Raw genomic sequence first — 19,685 nt, 5'->3', positions numbered from 1 at the left:
CTATGAAACAGGGATTAAAATATCTAAATCAGATTTCGAAAAAATTAACATATATAAACATGAATTTCATGGAGAAGATTGGAATTATACTATCAAACCATTATAAGTAGTTGTAGCAATAATATATTTACAATTACCAAGTACTAATTTCAGGTGGAGATTCCCCAAATTTTGTGATAAAATTTCCATCGAAATCGTAAACCTGAATTATTGGAGAGGCTTCTTGGCCAACAAAAACTCTCTTATTTTTATAATCAGTATAATAAGAAACTTTATCAATATAGGCTAAAACCTTTTTGTTTATATATATATATCTTCATAATAACCAAAAGAATTTTCCAATTCCCCATTATAGTTGAAGCGTCCCATCAGTTTCCTTTTCGAGTAATAATTGAAGATTTTCTTACCAAATTTGCCCGACCGTAGAGGAAATCTGGCATAAACTCCTAATGGCAGAAAAAGCGGAAATTTTAAAATTTGATTTTGATAAAAATTAAGAGACCAAGAATCAACATATCTTGCAAAAAGACCAAATTTAGTTTTGAAACGAAAACGCTCAAGAAACTCTCCTACATCCGAGAAGTAAGCTATTTCGCTTGCCCAATAATCAATTAAACCAATGGAGTCGCTCTTTAAAACAATACCTTTTTTATACGGGGGTTGCCGAAAGGAATCAGTGTACCATTTGTAATTAATAGATTTAAAAATAGTGTCAGTTTTTTTACTTCTGAATAAAATACCATTACTGTGATCAACAATAAAAAACTCTTCATTATAATACTCAACATTAATACTATCTGAACATTCTGGACTTAAATGAATTCTAATAGAGTAAGAAGGAAGAATCATTTGACCATTAGAGTTTTGTTGAATTGAAATCAATATAAATAAGGAAACTAATAGTTTTATAAAATTCATAATGTTTAATATTAAAAATACTTCAATAGTCAATTATCAAAATAAATTGAAATGAGAAATACTATTACATTTTAGTCTATATTATTAGGTTTCTGCAAACTTAACAATATGTTTTCATTTTAAAAACAACTCCACAGTAAAAATTTACAACCTTCTTTTGAGGTTTTTGCCAAAAAATTTAAAAAATTATATAATTTTGCAGCCGATTAAAAATGATTATTTAACAAATAAAGTAAAAATTATGGCGATTAAATTAGCAATAAATGGATTCGGAAGAATTGGAAGAAATGTTTTTAAAATTGCTTTAGAACGTTCAAACATTGATATAGTAGGAATTAATGATCTTACAAACACAAAAACCTTAGCTCATTTGCTAAAATATGATTCTACTCAAGGTAAATTTGAAGGCACGGTTACCTTTGATGATGAAGGCATTATTGTAAATGGAAAGAAAATAATTGTAAGTGCTGAAAGAAGTCCGATAAACATTCCATGGGGCGAAAAACCTGATGTAGTTGTTGAATCGACCGGTATTTTTAGAGAGAAAGAAAGTCCAAAAGGCGGATATGGCGATCACCTGAAAAATGGAGCAAAAAAGGTAATCTTAACAGTTCCTTCGAAAGACAAAATTGATAATATGATTGTTCTCGGAGTGAACGACGAAAGCTTGCGTCCAGAAGACCAATGTGTTTCGAACGCATCTTGCACAACAAACTGTTTGGCACCTGTTGCAAAAGTGTTGAACGACAAATTCGGAATTGAGAACGGATTAATGACTACAATTCATGCCTATACTAACGATCAGGCAATTCTTGACATGCCACATTCCGATTTAAGAAGAGCTCGTTCTTGTGCTGTTTCTCAAATTCCTACAACTACAGGTGCTGCAAAAGCAGTTGGAAAAGTTATTCCCGAACTTAATGGAAAATTAGACGGGATGGCAATTAGAATTCCAACACCTACCGGTTCGCTTGTCGATTTGGTTGCAAACCTAAAAGTTGAAACTACAGTAGAAGAAATTAATGCCGCAATAAAAGAAGCTGCTGAAGGACCAATGAAAGGAATTTTGGAATATACTGAAGATCCAATTGTTTCTGTTGATATAATTCACAACACAAACTCCTCTATTTTTGATGCACAATCAACTATGGTTGTTGGGAAAACAGTAAAAATACTTTCTTGGTACGATAACGAATGGGGATATTCTTGCAGAGTTGTTGATTTGGCTGAGAAACTTTTTTAAGGGTACTTCTAAAAATGCAAACTCCTGCGTTGCTTCAAAATTTTAAGATGCTCATTTACAAAAGTAAACTCTGCTATTAAAATTTTTTACGCTTGAATTTTACTATTTTTAGAACTCCCCTTAAATATTAGAGGAATATAGCTAATCTCATATTGGACATTTACAAAAAATGCTGATTATTATTCAAATAATCAGCATTTTTTTTATAATTCTTATAAAATCAATTAGCTGGAAAAATCAAAGTTTCAGCATTAAGTGTTTTTAATTGATATCCTTGTCCAGGGTGCATATCTCCAATGCTATTCACATTATATTGAGGCCAATAAATGCTACCACTTCCACTTTTGACGATAATCACATTGTTAGTAATTCCATTAAAAATTGTTTCTATCGACATTGGACTGGTTCGCAAATATCCAATGATATTCCATCCAAAGTTCAAAGATACAACTGTGTTTTCAGGAATTATCAAATCTCCGGAAACACTTAAAGTTGCTTGATTTGTCATGTTAATTTGATAGCCACGACCAAGGGAGAAATCTCCAATTCCATTTATACCATATAGGGGCCAATAAATCAATCCAGTCTCACTTTTCGCCAAAATAACATTCTGAACTATAGATGAAAACACAGAATCGAATGAAGCTTCAACCGGATTCATGTAAATTGAAAAAATACTCCAGCCGGCAGGTAAATCTACATTTTGAATAACTTCAATAATATTGCTGAAATTTGGTGTAGGTTCTTCAAAATATTGCATACTGGCACCTCCATCGGGCGTTCTTCCATAGGACGAATCTGAATATTGAATTCCGTAACTTAATGTGTCGATATAGTTAATATCACTATTGATAATTTGTATCAGACCTATCTGCTCGCCATTTCCGCTAAGCTTAAAATTAAGATGCAAAACTCCCTGCTCAATATTATTATCTGCCCAAAATAGTAGAAATTCTCCGGGCAATATAGTTGTTGAATCGCTTTGATTATCCGGGATTTGCCATAAATTAAGAACACTCAAATTGTCGGTAACAAACAAACCACCCAAATCAACAGTATCAGAACTAGCATTGTAAAACTCTATCCAATCTTCGTGTTCGCCATAATTATCAACAATATTGGAGTCGTTGATTGTAAGAAATTCGTTTATATAAATTCCGGAAATAATTGTCGGTGGAGGTCCTAAATTCGAAATATTTGACAAGCCAAAAGTAGTTGTATTAAAACTTTCCCAGTTGGTAGAGCCATCAGGAAATCTGCCGTAAGAAACATCGACTACTTGTAGTCCAAAAACTTTTGAGTCGATAATATAGTCATTTGTTAATGTATGTTCTACAATAGCAATCTCTTCGCCATTTGTACTAAGCTTCAGATTAATGTGTAAAACTCCTTGTTCCGTGTCTTTATCTGCCCAAAGAACCAAAAATTCACCGGGTAAAATACTTGTAGAATCGGGCTGATTATCAGGAATTTGCCACAACAACAAATCTGTCAAATCGTCTGTGATATACAAACCACCAATGTCTATTGTTGTGTTTCCATAGTTATATATTTCAATCCAATCTTCGTATTCGCCATAATTATCGGTGGCATCAGTGCTATTGCTCGCTAAAAATTCATTTATAACAATGTCATAATTTCCTTGCCCAAATAAATTTGAAAAAACGAATAAGATGACTAAAAAGCTCAAAAACAACTTTTTAGACAAATATTGAAAGTTTAATTGCATATTGTACTTCATTACTTAATATTTTATTTAAAAGTTAGCAAAATAATACATTTTCTTGAAAGAAACTAATTATACCTTCAAAAAAGGAAAGGGAAATGAAATCCGTTTCAGTGTTATACTTTGTAGGGATGATTCTATACCATACAAGTTGCTCCCCAGCAGAGTTTGTTTCCGTTTCCAATCATCATTTGCAAAAATCATATATGAAAACTATATTTGCAAACTGTCAAAAAAGACAGCCACTTACATATATAATATGAGAAAATTTTTGGTTACAGTATTAGCAGTATTTCTATCATTAAGTTTGTTAGCACAAACTCCCGGAGACACCATTAAAGTACAAAGCTTTATTCATTCCTCAACAACACGTGATACTTTGATAGATTTTCCAGATATTTCAGGGGTTAGATATGAGAAGATTTTGATGTTATATAATATTCGTTGTACAGATGGTTTAGTATCCCAGCCATACACCGGACAGACAAACATTGGTTGCGGAGAGTGGGATTACTCTTGCAATACATTTGTGATAGATTCATCGCGTGTGGATTCTTCCATTTCAATACAAAAATCACATACTATCACTAATTATTCAGGTACGACTTATCCTTTTACCACGCAAACCACCTATGATTTCTATCGCTATATTCAGCAAAATACATCAGGAACAACAGTTGTATCAGAAACTCAATCACCAGTAGGAAATACAGGAACGAGTCTTAGCCATGTGTTACCAACAGATCAGAATTCAGGAAAATCAAAGTATTTATTTACTCAGGCAGAATTAACAACAGCAGGAGTAATAGCAGGAGATCTTGACGGAATTATTCTGAACGCATTGAGCGTAGGCACTGCAAATTTCTTAAGAGTACGTATCAAGCATACAAGTCTTACAGTATTAGCAGCTGCAAGCATTGACACTTCTGGATTCAACGAGTGTTATTTTGCCAACACCTCATTTGTGACTGGAAACAATCGTTTACAGTTCCATACTCCTTTTAACTGGGATGGAATTTCCAATGTTATTATTGAATTTTCTTTTACTAATACTATTCCATCAACTGCATTGGCAATTAATGGTGATTTAACTTCCGGAAACAACGGTCTCTATGTCCAAAATGGATACTGCATTAATACCGCCACCGGCAATGTTGATATTCCAACAGATGCAATGGGTAGTATCTATAATGAAATAACAGTGTCCCTATGGACTAAAGGGGACATAGGGATTACTAATAATACAACATCTTCTATAGCAGCGAGAGATACCAATTTTAACAGACAATTAAATGTGCATAATCCATGGAACAATGGCAATGTTTATTTTGATTGTGGAAATGACGGAACCGGTTATGATCGAATTTATACAAGCATAAATCCTTCTGATGTAGAGGGACAATGGAATCACTGGGCCTTTACAAAAAATGCGGTGACAGGAGATATGAAAGCTTATCTAAACGGCAATCTTTGGCATTCAGGGACCGGAAAAATAAAAACAATCAACCTTGATTCAATGATATTGGGTTCTGAAGTTTCTAACTACAGTTATGCTTATACCGGAAATCTTGATGAGTTAAGAATTTGGGATACAGAACTTAGCCAAACAGAAATTCAGAACTGGATGTATTCAAGCATTGATAGTACACATCCGAAATACAGTAATCTTGTAGCCTATTATCAACTGGATGAAGGAATTGGGACAACTTCAGCTGATGCATCAGGAAATGCAATGACAGGCACTTTTAACAACCAACCGATCTGGAAATATGACAGAGGTATAGATTTGAACAGATTCTTCGCAGAAACAATGGAAAGACCTATAGTTACATTCCTGCAGGGAAGTTATAACCTTTTAGTTGTGAATGATACTCTGCTGGATTCTATTCCTAAAACACCAAATACCATTACTGAATACCAGATTATACCAAGGCTTGGAACAGGTCTGTCTGACAGCATTAATATTGCAAGTACTAATTTCTACTGGGAAACAGTTCCCGAATATATTTACGATGTTGAAAGTGGTGTTCTCATAGACTCTATACCTGTAACAGCATTTGATACTATTCATATAATTGATCTTAGGTATTACAACAGATATGTTGGACGATTGGAATTAATGTCCTTTGTTACACCTTATGGTATCAATCTTGATTTAGGAATGGAAGGAAAGACCTGGACTTTTGATGTTACTGATTTTACTCCGGTTTTGAGAGGTTCCAAGCGCATTGTGGTTCAATATGGAGCATGGCAGGAAGACATGAATATCAGTTTCCTTTTCATAGTCGGCACTCCTCCACATGATGTGATTGATTTCAGGCAAATCTGGCGTCCGCCCAGTGGAGGAAGATCCTACCATAGTATTCTGGACGATCAGTATTTTGAGCCACGTAAAATGTATATCGATCCAGTGGCAAGCTATGTTAAACTTCGATCAGTTATTACCGGGCACGGGCAGGAGGGTGAGTTCATCCCTAGAAGTCATTATTTGGATATTGATGGAGGAAATCATGAATTTGTATGGACAGAGTGGACGGAATGTGCAGAGAATCCTATTTACCCACAGGGAGGAACATGGATTTATGACCGTGCAGGATGGTGTCCGGGGATGCCTTCTGATCCAGCTGAATTTGATGCAACACCATATGTTACTCCAGGAGATAGCATAACTATCGATTATGGACTTTATACTGCCACAGGAAGTTCAAACTATATTGTGAATAATCAAATGGTGACCTATGGCAATCCTAATTTCACTCTGGATGCTTCTGTTGTTGCCATTACCGCACCTACAAATCAGGTTGAATACTTCAGAACCAATTCGATTTGTGCTAATCCGAAAGTGCTAATCCGGAATACAGGTGCTACAAGTCTTACTTCTTTAACCTTTGATTACTGGGTAAACGGTGCCACTTCTAAAGAAACTTACACATGGAACGGTAGCCTTGACTTCCTGGCAGATGAGGAAGTAACACTTCCTTCTCCATCAAGTTTGTGGAGTACAATATCAACTACGGACAACTACTTCCATGTAGAAATCAGTAATCCTAATGGTGGAAGCGATGAATACAGCTATAATAACTCCAGCTCTACAGATTTCAGTATTCCTAAAGTAATTCCTTCAAACTCTTATTTCCAGTTTAAAACAAATAGCCAACCACTGGAAAGTAAGTATGAATTATTCGACGATGCCGGAAACCTAATTTTCAGTAGATCAGGAATGTCAGCGAATACTATTTATAAGGATACATTTAATCTGGGAGTAGGTTGTTACTCCCTAATTGTAAGCGACCTGGATGATGATGGTATCAACTTCTGGGCAAACAACGATGGTAGCGGTTATATGTATTTCCGCCAGATTGGCGGAGGTATCGTTCACCAACTTGAGCCTGATTTTGGTGGATCTATAATATTCAACTTTACAGTTGATTTCCCATTGACCTATGAAGAACTATATCCTAAAAGCGATATAAATCTCTATCCTAATCCGGCAAAAGATTATTTTGTTGTAGAAGGTGACTTTATTGAGGAAGCAGAAATTCACATCTTTAATAGCATTGGGCAGGAAGTATTCATAATCTTTAGTGTCAAAGCCGGACATATTGAATTTAATACCACAAATGCACCAAAAGGTTTATATTTTGTATCAATAAAACGGGGTAGAACAACTATTACTGAAAAAATCATTATTGAATAATAGCTACCATGCAAGATTAATATTTGGAAATAAAGTTGTTTTAAGTAAAAATCATACAGGGTTTTAATAATTCCTATTTAATCTTTGAGTTACTTTGTGTCCCGATAGCTATCACGGCTGAGTTTCACAGAGAAAGAATATCATTGACTTCGAATTTCTGAAACTGAGTAACTAGTGCCTCTAAGAAAACAGTTCAAAATTAAAAACATCTCTTTTTGCGATATTTCTATTTTTTTCATTTGTCTAATACAAAAGCATTTACTGCATGAAAGAAAATAGAAATATCATCAAAAATAAATTGTTTTATAAAAATTGCTTGTTTTCTTAGAACCACTAACTACAAATATTCTATTTCAATTTTCATAATAACTTGAAAAATCAACATTTACTATTAAATTGTTACTTTTGAGAATTTATTCATATAAATATGATAGCAGAAGGTAACATCTTGAAAATGAAAACAAAATTGGCTTCTAGTGTTGAGTATTATTTGCCAATTGGCAACGAATTGATTCACATGAACCAATTTCTAAATAACGAAATTGAGCTAAATTATGCGGGTGTAATTAACTGTATTTCATGTAATAAGAAAATCAAAAAATCGTTTTCGCAAGGATATTGCTATCCATGCTTTATTAGTTTGCCTGAAACTGACGAGTGCATTCTAAAACCCGAACTATGCAAAGCACATTTAGGAATTTCGCGAGATATGGAATGGGCTGAAAACAATTGCCTTCAAAACCATTTTGTATATTTATCTTTAACAAGCAATCTGAAAGTTGGTGTTACTCGCGAAACTCAAATTCCTACCCGATGGATTGATCAGGGTGCTACAAAAGCAATAAAATTTGCAAAAACTCCGAACAGATATCTTGCCGGAATCATTGAAATTGCAATAAAAAAACACATTGCTGACAAAACAAACTGGAGAAAAATGTTAACAAACGATTTTCTGAATAATGTTAACCTTATAGAAGAAAAAGAAAAATTGAAAGAGTTTATCCCCGAAATTGCAACTGAATTTTTCTCGTCTATGGATGAAATTACTGAAATAAATTTCCCAGTCAATCAATATCCGAAAAAAGTAAAGTCGATAAATCTGGAAAAAACAAATTCATTCTCAGCTAAACTTGTAGGTATAAAAGGGCAATACCTTATTTTCGATAATGATTTTGTTATAAATATGAGAAAGTATGGAGGATATTATATTTCGTTAAGTTCATAAAACCTTATCCAAAAAAAGAAACTGATATTTAAAACCGGTATAATTTGTAAATTCTCACAAGTAAATTTTTAAAAATGAAATACATAAAAACTATTCTTATTTCAATTCTAATTATTTCAGCCATACCTACTATATTCGGTCAATCTAATTTAGATTTGGAAAATCAGGATACGATCAGTCCCAAAAACGAAACAATTGCATATAAATTAAATTCTCCCGATGAGGTATTTGTTCTTCCGATATCTTTGAAAGAAATCTCTGGAATTTCTATCTATGATAAAACAAGTCTTGCCTGCATACAAGACGAACGATTAGCTATCTATATTTTCGATTTGGAATCAGGAACTGTGACAGAAGAGATTGATTATGGAAAAGATGGAGATTTTGAAGATTTAGAAATTATTGGTCAGACAGCCTATCTGTTGAGAAGTGATGGAACGATTTATGAAATTGTTCGTTTTGAAGATAAAAAATACGTATTGAATATTTATAATACTGCATTAGATAAAAAAAACAATACAGAAGGACTTGCATACAACACCGACAAAAACGAATTATTGTTTGCATGTAAAGACGAAGCCTATATTTCAAAAGTGAAATCGGAATTTTACAGAACAATTTATTCGTATAGTTTACAGGATAATAAAATTGATCACGAACCTATAATTTCATTAAACCCGGATTCGGTTTTAGTAAAACTAAAAAAAACTAAATCATTATCGACACCTGAAGAGCTATCAAAGAAAATTGACAAAGAAACCGGAAAATTGAAATTTAAACCATCAGCAATAGCAATACATCCTATTTCAAAAAATTTATACATCCTCGCTTCTGTTGGGAAAATATTAATCGTATCAGACCTATCCGGAAAAATAATTGTTGTGGAGCATCTCAATAAAAGCATTTTTAAAAAACCTGAAGGAATTTGTTTCGATCCCAAAGGCACAATGTATATTTCGAACGAAGGCAAAAAAGGAAAAGGAAATATTTTGAAATTTGTTTATCGGAAATAGCTTATTGGCAATTTGCCAAAAGCGAAAGGATAAAAGCCAGGAAGAAAAATCCTTCTAAAAATGTACTTCTATCTTTATATCAAAATTTTTAATGTTACACTAATTAAATCATAATTATGAAGTTAAATCATATAGGATTATTCTTTTTTGTATGTTTGTTTGTATTTCAATCTTGTAAAAGTATATTTCCAAAAAAAAACCTGACATTATTAGAAAAAAACAGAAAGATAAGTGAAGAGTTTCTGGCTGAAAATAAAAAGAAGCCAGGTGTTATAGTTTTAGAAAGCGGCTTACAATATAAAATAATTAAAGCGGGAACAGGAGAAATTCCTAAAATTGGACAAAAGATAAAAACACATTATCATGGAACCTTGATTGACGGTACTATTTTCCATAGTTCGGTAGATAAAAACCAACCATTTTCTTTCACATTAGGACGAGCTGAGGTTATAAAAGGTTGGGATGAAGCATTTCAAATGATGCCTGTTGGATCGAAATGGATAATCTACCTTCCTCCGGAATTGGCATATGGTGAAGTTCAGACTCCTAGTGAAATAATTCAGCCAAATATGGTGCTAATTTTTGAGGTTGAATTATTATCTATTGATAAATAATTGCTGCGAGGGCACTTTTCATGAAAAAAAATAAAATTCCTTCCACAAATTAAATACCTATCTTTGCCGCCGAAAATTTTGTTATAAATGTTAAATTAAAAAGTAAAAAAATTATGAAATTAAAATTTTTAGGATTAATCCTAAGTGTCGGATTATTCGCTTTTAGTTCATGCAACAATGCAAACGAAACCGACACAGATACTAAGACTGATAAAAAAACAGAAAAATCGGTTGAGCAAGACATATCAATTCCTGAAAACATTAGTCTATCAACTGAAAACGATTCAATTGACTACAGTTGGGGAATAAATATTGGCAACTATCTGAAAAATCAGGGATATATTGGTATAAATATGAAAGCTCTTGCCCATTCCTTTCTTGACTCTTACAATTCCAAGCAGTTATTATTAGACGAACAACAAGCACAAACTTATTTGCAAACTTATACTAAAGCACTGCAAGACGAAAAAAACAATCCCGGAAGTGCAAAAATCGACAAAACTACTCATAGTAATAGCACGAACTTAAACAATGAACTCGACACCATAAGTTATTGTTGGGGTATCAATCTTGGGAGTTTTTTCAGAAAACAAGGATACGACGACATTAATATATCCTATATTTTAAAATCATTGGATGATGTATTAAATGCAAAAACACTTTTAGTTGATGCTCAAACAGCTAATATGATTCTGCAAAAAGCATCAGAGAAAACGCGTCAACAAAAGTTAGTTAAAAACAAAGAAGCAAGTGAAGCATTTCTCGCAGAAAATAAAACAAAACCCGGAATTACTTCTTTAGAAAGCGGATTGCAATACAAGATTGTAAAAGAAGGTACAGGAGCTATTCCAAAAGTAGGAGAAAAAATAAACGCACATTACCATGGAACTTTAACAGATGGGACTGTATTCGATAGCTCAGTAGAAAAAGGGCAACCATTTTCATTTACATTAGGACAAGGACAGGTAATCAAAGGCTGGGACGAAGCATTCCAATTGATGCCAGTCGGGTCTAAATGGATAATTTACTTACCATCTGATATAGCTTACGGAGAAAATCCTCGACCGGGAGGACCAATAGAACCAAATATGGCACTTATTTTTGAAGTTGAATTATTATCTATTGAAAAATAATATCTAAATTTTGGATAATTTCAATAATTGTTAAGATATTTATCAAAAGAACCATTTTCAGTTGAAAATGGTTCTTTTTTTTATAAAAAAATACCATGCATATCATAATGAAAAACAAAGCATTATCTATCGAAAACCTATTAATTGTTTTTTTTTAATTATATTATTTGCTGTATTTAAAATGAAACTGTATTTTAGCTAACTGTAATTTTTTGAAATATGACGAAAAAGTGTTTAAATATTAGAAGCAAATTATTCATATATTCTATGGAATAATCCCTAAAATAAATATAATTAACTATTAATCTTTTTTACTAACTAAAAACTTAATTTTATGAAAGCTAAGTACAATTTTTTAAAAAGACTGGCTCTTTTTAGTTTCTTAACCTTCTATAGTCTGGCAATGTTTGCTACGACTATTACTGTGGGAACTGGAACAATAAATAATACCAGCACTGGTTATCCTGCTCCATATGGTAATTTTTGGTATGGTGCTAAACATCAATTTCTGATTTTAGCCTCTGAGTTGAGTGCTGCCGGAATGGTTGCTGGTCCAATCAATTCAGTCGCCTTTGATGTTGTAACTGTTGATGGTAGTCCACTAACTAATTTTGAAATTAAAGCCGGATTTACCTCAACTTCAGCTTTATCAACATGGGAAACAGGATTAACAAGTGTATATCTAAATGTTGCATATATAGAGGTTACGGGTTGGAATACTCATACTTTTTCAAACCCAATATCTTGGGACGGAACAAGTAATCTGATTATTGAGACTTGTTTTAATAATACTGCTTATAATAATAATGCCATTGTAAACCAGTCAGCAACAACATTTAGTTCTACTTTGCATTATCGAGCTGACGCAGCCGGAATTTGTGCAAATACATTAAGCTCAGGGACTTTTATGCAACGTCCAAATATGCAGTTTGATGGCACTGCTGCTTCAGGACCTCCCACATGTACTACTCCAAGTTTCCCAATAGATGCTGCAATTAGTATCAATGTATTTGGGAACTTAACATGGGACCTGGCTTTTTGCGATGGATATTATTTATATTTTGGAACTGACGGTGGCGGAACTGCAAATCCAACAAATATTGTAAATGGAACAGATATGCTAACAGCACAAACTTATGCATATTCAGGATTAACTTATAACACAACCTATTATTGGAGCATAGTGCCATATAATACAAGTGGAAATGCTACAGGATGCACTATATGGTCATTTACAACTATGGGCAATCCAACTCAAACCTTACCTTTCACCGAAGATTGGGAACTAGGATTCATTCCCGGATACTGGTTAACTACGGTAGGAGCATCAAATGGAACTATGCAAACTTCTGCAACTGCTGCAAATACCGGATCATTTGGTTTAGAAGCTTTTGCTGATTTAAGCTCCGGATTTACAACTCCAAGTGGTCAGGCTGATGCTTGGGTAAAAGGACAACCAGGTGGATCGCATGAAGCATGGTCCCAATATCTTGATGTGGTTGTTGACTTAACAACTGCTACAAATCCAGCTTTAAAGTACTTTTATGCTTTAGGATATCAGTATAATAATAATTACAATAACTTCTGGGTATTTATTAATGATGGATCAGGTACCTGGACAGAATTGTTTGCGACTCAAACAGCAGGAGCAGCTACTCCGCATACAGAACGAATTGAAGGTCTTGCTTCTTACATAGGAAATGTTGTTACTATTCGTTTCTACCATTTTAATAAATATGCTACTAACTATTTATATCTTGATGATATTTCAGTAGCTGAAAATGTTCAACCGCCATCATGTGCGAATTTAACATTCCCTGCTGATGCTGCAGTTGGTCTGGACCTTAACGAAGGCCTTACATGGAGTAGCGCAGCCGGTGCTGATGGATATTATCTTTTCTTAGGAACTGATAATCCACCTACTAATGTTTCTAATGGTATTGATGTAGGAAGTGTTACAAGCTATATGCCAACCGGACTTGCTTATGCAACTACATATTATTGGTCTATAGTTTCATACAACACAAATGGCTCTGCTACCGGTTGTTCAACCTATTCTTTTACAACAATGAATGACCCAACCATTTCTACATTCCCATATCTTGCTGATTTTGAAGGAGAATCCGCGGCTCAATATGGAGGTATGCTTACAAATGGCTGGACACTTGAAGGCACTGTAAATCCTAAATGGGAAACTGAAGATGCTACAGGAGCAAATGAAAACTCAAGTAGCACAGGACCTTTTTACGATCATACAAACTATGGAGTATCAGGCGGAATTTATGTATTCCTTGAAACTTCTGGTGGAGTACTTGGTGATGCAGGTCATATGATTAGTCCTCCAATTAATTTGTCAGCTTTAACTAATCCATATCTTACTTTTTACTATCATATGTACGGTATAGATATGGGAGAACTTCATATAGATATTGATGCCGGCTCAGGTTGGGTATTAGATGTAGCTCCTGCCATTATTGGTCAGCAACATACTGCCGGTGGTGATGCATGGTCTGAATATGGAGTTAGTCTTTCTACCTATGCAAATATGACTGTTAAACTTCGATTCAGAGGTTTAAGAGGTAATGGTTACACTTCAGATATGTCCTTAGATAACATTTCAATTGGAGAAGCTTTAGTACAGGCACCAGCTTGTGTAACATATACTTTACCTTTGGATAGTGCAGACATTAATCTAGATGCAGGATATCCAACATTTAGCTGGAATGCTGCCTCAGGTGCCGATGGATATTATTTTACACTAAACGGAACCAGCGTTGATGTTGGAAATGTTACTTCATATATACCAGTTTTCCTTGATTATTCAATGACATATACTTGGTCTGTAGAACCTTACAATGCATTTGGAACTGCAAGTGCTTGCGATCAGTGGATGTTCACAACTCAAATGCCTTTCGGTGGATGTATGTACACAATTGAGCTACTGGATGATTATGGCGATGGCTGGAATGGCGGAACTTTAGATATAAGTTTAAACGGTTCAGTTGTTTTAAGTGGAGTTACTTTAGCTTCAGGCGCTGGCCCGGAATTAGTTTCATTGATGGTAAATAATGGCGATGCTGTTTCTGTTACTTATACTGAAGGTAGTTGGGGATATGAAAATAGCTATAATTTTTATGATGCCGATGGTATTCTGGCATTTTCTGATGGTATTGGAGGAGTAGTACCTACTGGTGGTTCGTTCTCTGCAGTTTGCCCAACACCTTGCGATTATACAATTTCCTTAACTGATGATTATGGCGATGGATGGAATGGCGGAGCATTAGATGTCAGTGTAAACGGAAGTGTTAGTCTTACTGGAATTACATTAGCAAGTGGCGCAGGTCCTGAGACTTATATTGTTTCTGCTTTTGATGGAGATTTATTATCATTTGCTTATACCCCAGGAAGTTGGGGATATGAAAATGCATATACAGTAACCGACGGAAATGGAGTTACCATATTCTCTGATGGAGTTGGAGGAGTTGAGCCTGCCGGTGGATCTGTAACAGTTTCTTGTGGAGCTGGCTGTATGCTTGATGCAGACTTTACATACAGTGATAATGGAGACCTGTCATTCGATTTTGTTTTAAATAATCTTTATGCCAGTGCCGGATATACAATCGATTGGGACTTTGGAGATGGAGGAACAACAAGCAATGTTGATTCATATACTTATACCTATGTAGCACCTGGAACTTATGATGTTACCTGTACCGTTTCTGATCCAAATGATACAACATGTTTTGATGCGGTTACTTATACAATAACAGCTTCAATTCTACCTGGTAGCGATTGTGCAAATCCAATTCCTGCTTATCCTGGAACAAATGCAGCAACAGGAGTTAATCAATGGTTTGTTTATAATCCAACATTAACAGGAGATGTAAACATTACTACATGTATTTCGGGACAATTAGAAGATACAAGACTTGAAGTTTATGCAAGTTGTGGAGGAACCTATATGTATTTCAATGACGATGCATACTGTACTGAATATAATTACGCCTCAGATCTAAACTTCTCTGTTACTTTAGGAGAAACATATTACCTTTTCTGGGATGACTACTGGGGACCAGGTGCATTTGATTTTATTATTACTGAAACAATACCAGTCTATGGTTGTACAGATATTAATTCAATAAATTATGATCCACTTGCAACTATCGATGATGGTTCTTGTATTCCTATTGTGTATGGTTGTACTGATACCATGATGTTAAATTATGATCCACTTGCGAATATGGACGATGGTTCATGTGTTCCATTTATTTATGGCTGTACAGACCCAACTTCATTCAATTTCGATCCACTTGCTAACACCGACGACGGTTCTTGTGTAGCTGTTGTTTATGGTTGTCTTGATACATTGTCATTAAACTATAATCCATTGGCTAACACCGATGATGGTACATGTGTATTTCCTCAGGAATGTGTAGATGCCACCTATTATGGAATTATCAATAGCCCTGCTGTTACTGGCGTTACAACAGGTCCTAATGATGTTGCATGGTGGAGTTTTACTTTAGATGATAATTATGTAAATGTTGTAGTATCGCTTTGTGGATCAGGTTTCAATACTATACTCGAAGTTTGGGACAATTGTGGAGCTATGCAATACATTGCTTTCAACGACGACGATTTTGTAGCTTGTGGAATTGGGAATAATTCTCAAATTACTATTCCAGAACTGTCAACAGGAACCTATTATGCAAAAGTATATGGATATTATAATAGCTTCGGAACTTATAATTTAAGTATTACCGGTGATTTATTGGCACCATGGCCAGTAAATATTTCAGGAACAAATCATACTATACTTATACCAAATCAACCACCTATGATGGTAGCTGATATTACTATTGACGGACAACCAATTGAGATTGGAGATTTCATTGGAGTTTTCTATACAAATGATAATGGAGACCTTGCATGTGGAGGTTTGGCTGAATGGACAGGTGTAACAACATCAATTGCAGCATTCGGATATGACGGTTTAGACACTGCAAATATTGTTGATGGTTTCATTCAAAATGAAGTATTTACATGGAAATTATACAAAACTTCAACTGGTGAAGAGTTTGATGCAACTGCAACTTATCTGGTAGGATTCTTCCCAAATACCGACCTATTCTTTAGTAACGGAATGAGTGGAATTGGATCACTAACTGCTGTTTCTCCAGCTTTATCTCAATTTGTAGAATTAGCACAAGGATGGAGTATTATATCAACATTTATGAATCCTGCCGATCCTAGCTTAGAAGCTGTTTTTGCACCAGTAATTTCAGATGTAGTTATTGTTAAAAACGGTTCGGGTATGGTATATTGGCCACAATATTTGCTAAATACAATAGGTTCTTTGACAATTGGAGAAGGTTATCAAGTAAAAATGAATACTTATCAAATGCTTGAAGTTACAGGTACACCTGTTGTTCCTGAACTTGCACCAATTTCAATACCTAATGGTTGGAGTTACCTTGGATATCTACGTCAAAGTCCTGCAAACATAGCAACTATGTTAGCACCAATAGTTTCAGATATCACAATTGTTAAAAACGGAATTGGTTTAGTTTACTGGCCACTTTACGGACTTAATGCAATTGGAGATATTATGCCAGGTCAAGGATATCAAATTAAAACAACTGCTGCTACAATACTTACATATCCTGCAAACACAGCAAATGCAGCGAAAAGTGGTATTATTAATACAGCTCCTGTAAAATACTCAAATGTTTTGAATACAGGAAACAGTATGATTCTCGGTATTCCTGTAGAATCATGGACTAATCTTCCTGTTTTAGGAGATGAAATTGGAGTTTTTAACTCTTCAAATGAGCTTATTGGTAGCACTGTTTATACAGGTGAAAATATTGCAATTGCAGTTTGGGGAGACGATTTCACAACTGAAAATACTGAAGCTATTTCGGATGGTGAAAAATATACAATCAAACTTTGGAGCAATAATTCAAATGATGAGCAAAATATTGAAGTAATCTATTGGATTGAAGGTAGTGAAAACTTCGAAAGCAATGGAATTAGTGTTGTTGGCAAACTTGCTTTATCAGAAAATGTTAGTTACGCACTAAATCAGAATATTCCAAATCCTTTTGCAAAATCAACAAAAATTGACTTTTATCTTCCTGAAGACACATACGTTCAAATTAATGTATATAATGTTCTTGGAGAATTGTTAGAAAATGTTGTTTCAAATAATTATAGTGCAGGTAGTCATTCAGTAGAATTTTTTGCTAATGATCATGCAGCCGGTAGTTATTTCTATAAAATTGTTACTGACAATTTTGTTGCAACTAAACAGATGAGCATTTCTAAATAAACTCATCTTCCTATAATAAAAAAACCCTCAAAGAATTCTTTGAGGGTTTTTTTGTTTTTAAGATTTCTGCATCAGTGAATATACAGAGGTCTATCAAATGTATAGTGTTTCTAAGAAAACAGGTAATTTTTATAAAATAATTTATTTTTGATGATATTTCTATTTTCTTTCATGCAGTAAATGCTTTTGTATTAAACAAATGAAAAATAGAAATATCGCAAAAGAGATGTTTTTAATTTTGAACTGTTTTCTTAGAGACACTATTTAGTATTTATGTTTATTAAAATTAAAACACAACCGCTTGCCGTTGTTTCAATCTTTCAACCTGTTCTTGCAATTTTAAATAAGTAGTTCGTGAAACAGGAGTTAATGGTAATCGAAGATAATTTTGAGAGATTTCCAAAATCGACAATGTAGCCTTTATTCCTGCAGGACTACCTTCTGAGAACAAAGTATCAATAATATTTATCATATCGTAATGGCATTTTCTGGCCGTATAAAAATTGCCCTTTAAACTGTTCTCCATCATTTTAACAAAAACCTGTGGAAAAGCATTTGCTGTTACCGAAATTACTCCTTCTACACCTATAACAATTAAAGGCAAGGTAAGTGCATCATCGCCAGAGATTACCATAAAATCTCTTGGTTTTTCTTTTATAATATTCATTATTTGCAAAATATCTCCGGAAGCTTCCTTAACAGCAATAATATTTTCAAAATCTCTTGCAAGTCTCAGGCATGTCCGATAATCCATATTTGCTCCTGTCCTACCCGGAACATTATATAAAATAATTGGAACAGGACATATTTCTGCTATTTTCGAATAATGTTCGTATAATCCTTTCTGATTAGGTTTATTATAATAAGGTGCAACAGACAAAATTGTATCAATTCCCTGAAAATCAAATTCATAAATATTTTTGAGTACTTCGTCCGTATTATTGCCTCCGATTCCTACAACTATTGGCTTTCGACCATCTACTTTTTCAATAACAAATTCCACAAGCAATTTTTTCTCTTCCTTCGACAATGTAACAGATTCGCCAGTTGTGCCAAGCACCACAAAATAGTCGATATTATTCAATAGCTGATAGTCAATAAGTTTTCCGAGCGAATCGAAATCAATATTTTTATTGAAATCGAAAGGAGTTACAAGTGCAACGCCAGTACCTTTAAATTTTGCAGTGTCCATAATACATTTTTTATAAAATTTATAACACGAAATTATTAATTTTTAAGAACTTGAATTTTGATATTTCAATCACTTACATAAACTAAACTTTTAAACTGGATACATACAGAATAATTTGTTCGATGTAAAAATCTAAATCTCCATCTTTAATATTAATCATAAAATCATAATTTTTCTTTTTGTCATATTTGCCGACTTTAAATTTCGAAGCCGACAATTCGACTACACAATTTATTAAAAAATTATCTTCAATGCAAAGGTCAATTAAAATATCGAAATCTTTTTTGATAAAAGATTTTATTTCATTTGTCTTTGCTTGATAAAAAAAGTTAAAATCTTGATTATTGAAAAAAATACATTTTTCGTCTTGAACTAAATGATCAGGTATTTTTTTTGATTCATATAAAGCTAATCCCGTAACTTCAATATTCATATCAACCAAAGAATCAATAAATTTTTTGGATGAAATAAGATTCTCATTTTTGGTAGAATTAAAAACTACACCAATATTTTTCGACAGATCGAAATTAGAGGTACTTTTTTTTCTGCCTTGTTTAGAAATTTGCTTTTTCATTAAAATTTCGGCAACAAAT

12 protein-coding genes are annotated in these 19,685 nt (G+C 33.8%); 8 read left to right on the top strand and 4 right to left on the bottom strand.

The features are described 5' to 3' along the window. A partial coding sequence (locus HN894_06100; GenBank protein ID MBT7142891.1) for a hypothetical protein occupies positions 1 to 106 on the top strand: 106 nt, incomplete at its 5' end. 194 nt (positions 107 to 300) lie between these two features. On the opposite strand, the gene HN894_06095 is transcribed toward HN894_06100, so the two are convergent. Then, positions 301 to 918, bottom strand: a complete 618-nt coding sequence (locus HN894_06095) for a hypothetical protein (GenBank protein ID MBT7142890.1) — start codon at positions 916 to 918, stop codon at positions 301 to 303. A gap of 247 nt (positions 919 to 1,165) precedes the next feature. Between HN894_06095 and gap the strand changes: the two genes are divergently transcribed. Beyond that, on the top strand, positions 1,166 to 2,161 hold the full coding sequence (gene gap, locus HN894_06090; GenBank protein MBT7142889.1) for a type I glyceraldehyde-3-phosphate dehydrogenase: 996 nt from the start codon (positions 1,166 to 1,168) through the stop codon (positions 2,159 to 2,161). Between the two features lie 220 nt (positions 2,162 to 2,381). On the opposite strand, the gene HN894_06085 is transcribed toward gap, so the two are convergent. Then, a complete protein-coding gene (locus HN894_06085) occupies positions 2,382 to 3,851 on the bottom strand; it encodes a lamin tail domain-containing protein (protein ID MBT7142888.1) in 1,470 nt (489 codons plus the stop codon). Between the two features lie 295 nt (positions 3,852 to 4,146). Here HN894_06085 and HN894_06080 point away from each other — a divergent pair, with 295 nt between their 5' ends. The 6 genes from HN894_06080 to HN894_06055 all read left to right on the top strand — a co-directional run bounded on the left by HN894_06080 (position 4,147) and on the right by HN894_06055 (position 17,900). Then, a complete protein-coding gene (locus HN894_06080; GenBank protein MBT7142887.1) occupies positions 4,147 to 7,584 on the top strand; it encodes a T9SS type A sorting domain-containing protein in 3,438 nt (1,145 codons plus the stop codon). 427 nt (positions 7,585 to 8,011) lie between these two features. Next, the gene (locus tag HN894_06075) at positions 8,012 to 8,809 is read left to right on the top strand and encodes a DUF2797 domain-containing protein (protein ID MBT7142886.1); all 798 of its coding nucleotides are present in this window, start codon (positions 8,012 to 8,014) and stop codon (positions 8,807 to 8,809) included. 74 nt (positions 8,810 to 8,883) lie between these two features. Next, the gene (locus HN894_06070; protein MBT7142885.1) at positions 8,884 to 9,822 is read left to right on the top strand and encodes a hypothetical protein; all 939 of its coding nucleotides are present in this window, start codon (positions 8,884 to 8,886) and stop codon (positions 9,820 to 9,822) included. Between the two features lie 116 nt (positions 9,823 to 9,938). Continuing rightward, positions 9,939 to 10,436, top strand: a complete 498-nt coding sequence (locus HN894_06065) for an FKBP-type peptidyl-prolyl cis-trans isomerase (GenBank protein MBT7142884.1) — start codon at positions 9,939 to 9,941, stop codon at positions 10,434 to 10,436. Between the two features lie 113 nt (positions 10,437 to 10,549). Further along, positions 10,550 to 11,569 carry an FKBP-type peptidyl-prolyl cis-trans isomerase gene (locus tag HN894_06060; protein MBT7142883.1) on the top strand — a complete coding sequence of 340 codons (1,020 nt, stop codon included), beginning with the start codon at positions 10,550 to 10,552 and terminating at the stop codon, positions 11,567 to 11,569. Positions 11,570 to 11,903: 334 nt separating this feature from the next. Then, positions 11,904 to 17,900 (top strand): T9SS type A sorting domain-containing protein, encoded by a 5,997-nt coding sequence (locus HN894_06055; protein MBT7142882.1) that lies wholly within the window; start codon positions 11,904 to 11,906, stop codon positions 17,898 to 17,900. 286 nt (positions 17,901 to 18,186) lie between these two features. On the opposite strand, the gene HN894_06050 is transcribed toward HN894_06055, so the two are convergent. Further along, positions 18,187 to 19,092, bottom strand: a complete 906-nt coding sequence (locus HN894_06050) for a 4-hydroxy-tetrahydrodipicolinate synthase (protein ID MBT7142881.1) — start codon at positions 19,090 to 19,092, stop codon at positions 18,187 to 18,189. Positions 19,093 to 19,174: 82 nt separating this feature from the next. After that, positions 19,175 to 19,666: a hypothetical protein gene (locus tag HN894_06045; protein MBT7142880.1), complete on the bottom strand. Its 492-nt coding sequence runs from the start codon at positions 19,664 to 19,666 to the stop codon at positions 19,175 to 19,177. Positions 19,667 to 19,685: the final 19 nt, after the last annotated feature.

The sequence above is a fragment of the Bacteroidota bacterium genome (assembly GCA_018692315.1).
Taxonomy (GTDB): domain Bacteria; phylum Bacteroidota; class Bacteroidia; order Bacteroidales; family JABHKC01; genus JABHKC01.
Note: the sequence above shows the minus strand (reverse complement) of the source record. Positions and strands in the feature narration are given on the sequence as shown.

Bases quoted from the DNA above. Each gene is read 5' to 3' on its own strand.
- HN894_06055 (MBT7142882.1), top strand. From the start codon at position 11,904: ATGAAAGCTAAGTACAATTTTTTAAAAAGACTGGCTCTTTTTAGTTTC.
- HN894_06050 (MBT7142881.1), bottom strand. From the start codon at position 19,092: ATGGACACTGCAAAATTTAAAGGTACTGGCGTTGCACTTGTAACTCCT.
- HN894_06095 (MBT7142890.1), bottom strand. From the start codon at position 918: ATGAATTTTATAAAACTATTAGTTTCCTTATTTATATTGATTTCAATT.
- HN894_06065 (MBT7142884.1), top strand. From the start codon at position 9,939: ATGAAGTTAAATCATATAGGATTATTCTTTTTTGTATGTTTGTTTGTA.
- HN894_06070 (MBT7142885.1), top strand. From the start codon at position 8,884: ATGAAATACATAAAAACTATTCTTATTTCAATTCTAATTATTTCAGCC.
- HN894_06060 (MBT7142883.1), top strand. From the start codon at position 10,550: ATGAAATTAAAATTTTTAGGATTAATCCTAAGTGTCGGATTATTCGCT.
- HN894_06075 (MBT7142886.1), top strand. From the start codon at position 8,012: ATGATAGCAGAAGGTAACATCTTGAAAATGAAAACAAAATTGGCTTCT.
- HN894_06080 (MBT7142887.1), top strand. From the start codon at position 4,147: ATGAGAAAATTTTTGGTTACAGTATTAGCAGTATTTCTATCATTAAGT.
- HN894_06045 (MBT7142880.1), bottom strand. From the start codon at position 19,666: ATGAAAAAGCAAATTTCTAAACAAGGCAGAAAAAAAAGTACCTCTAAT.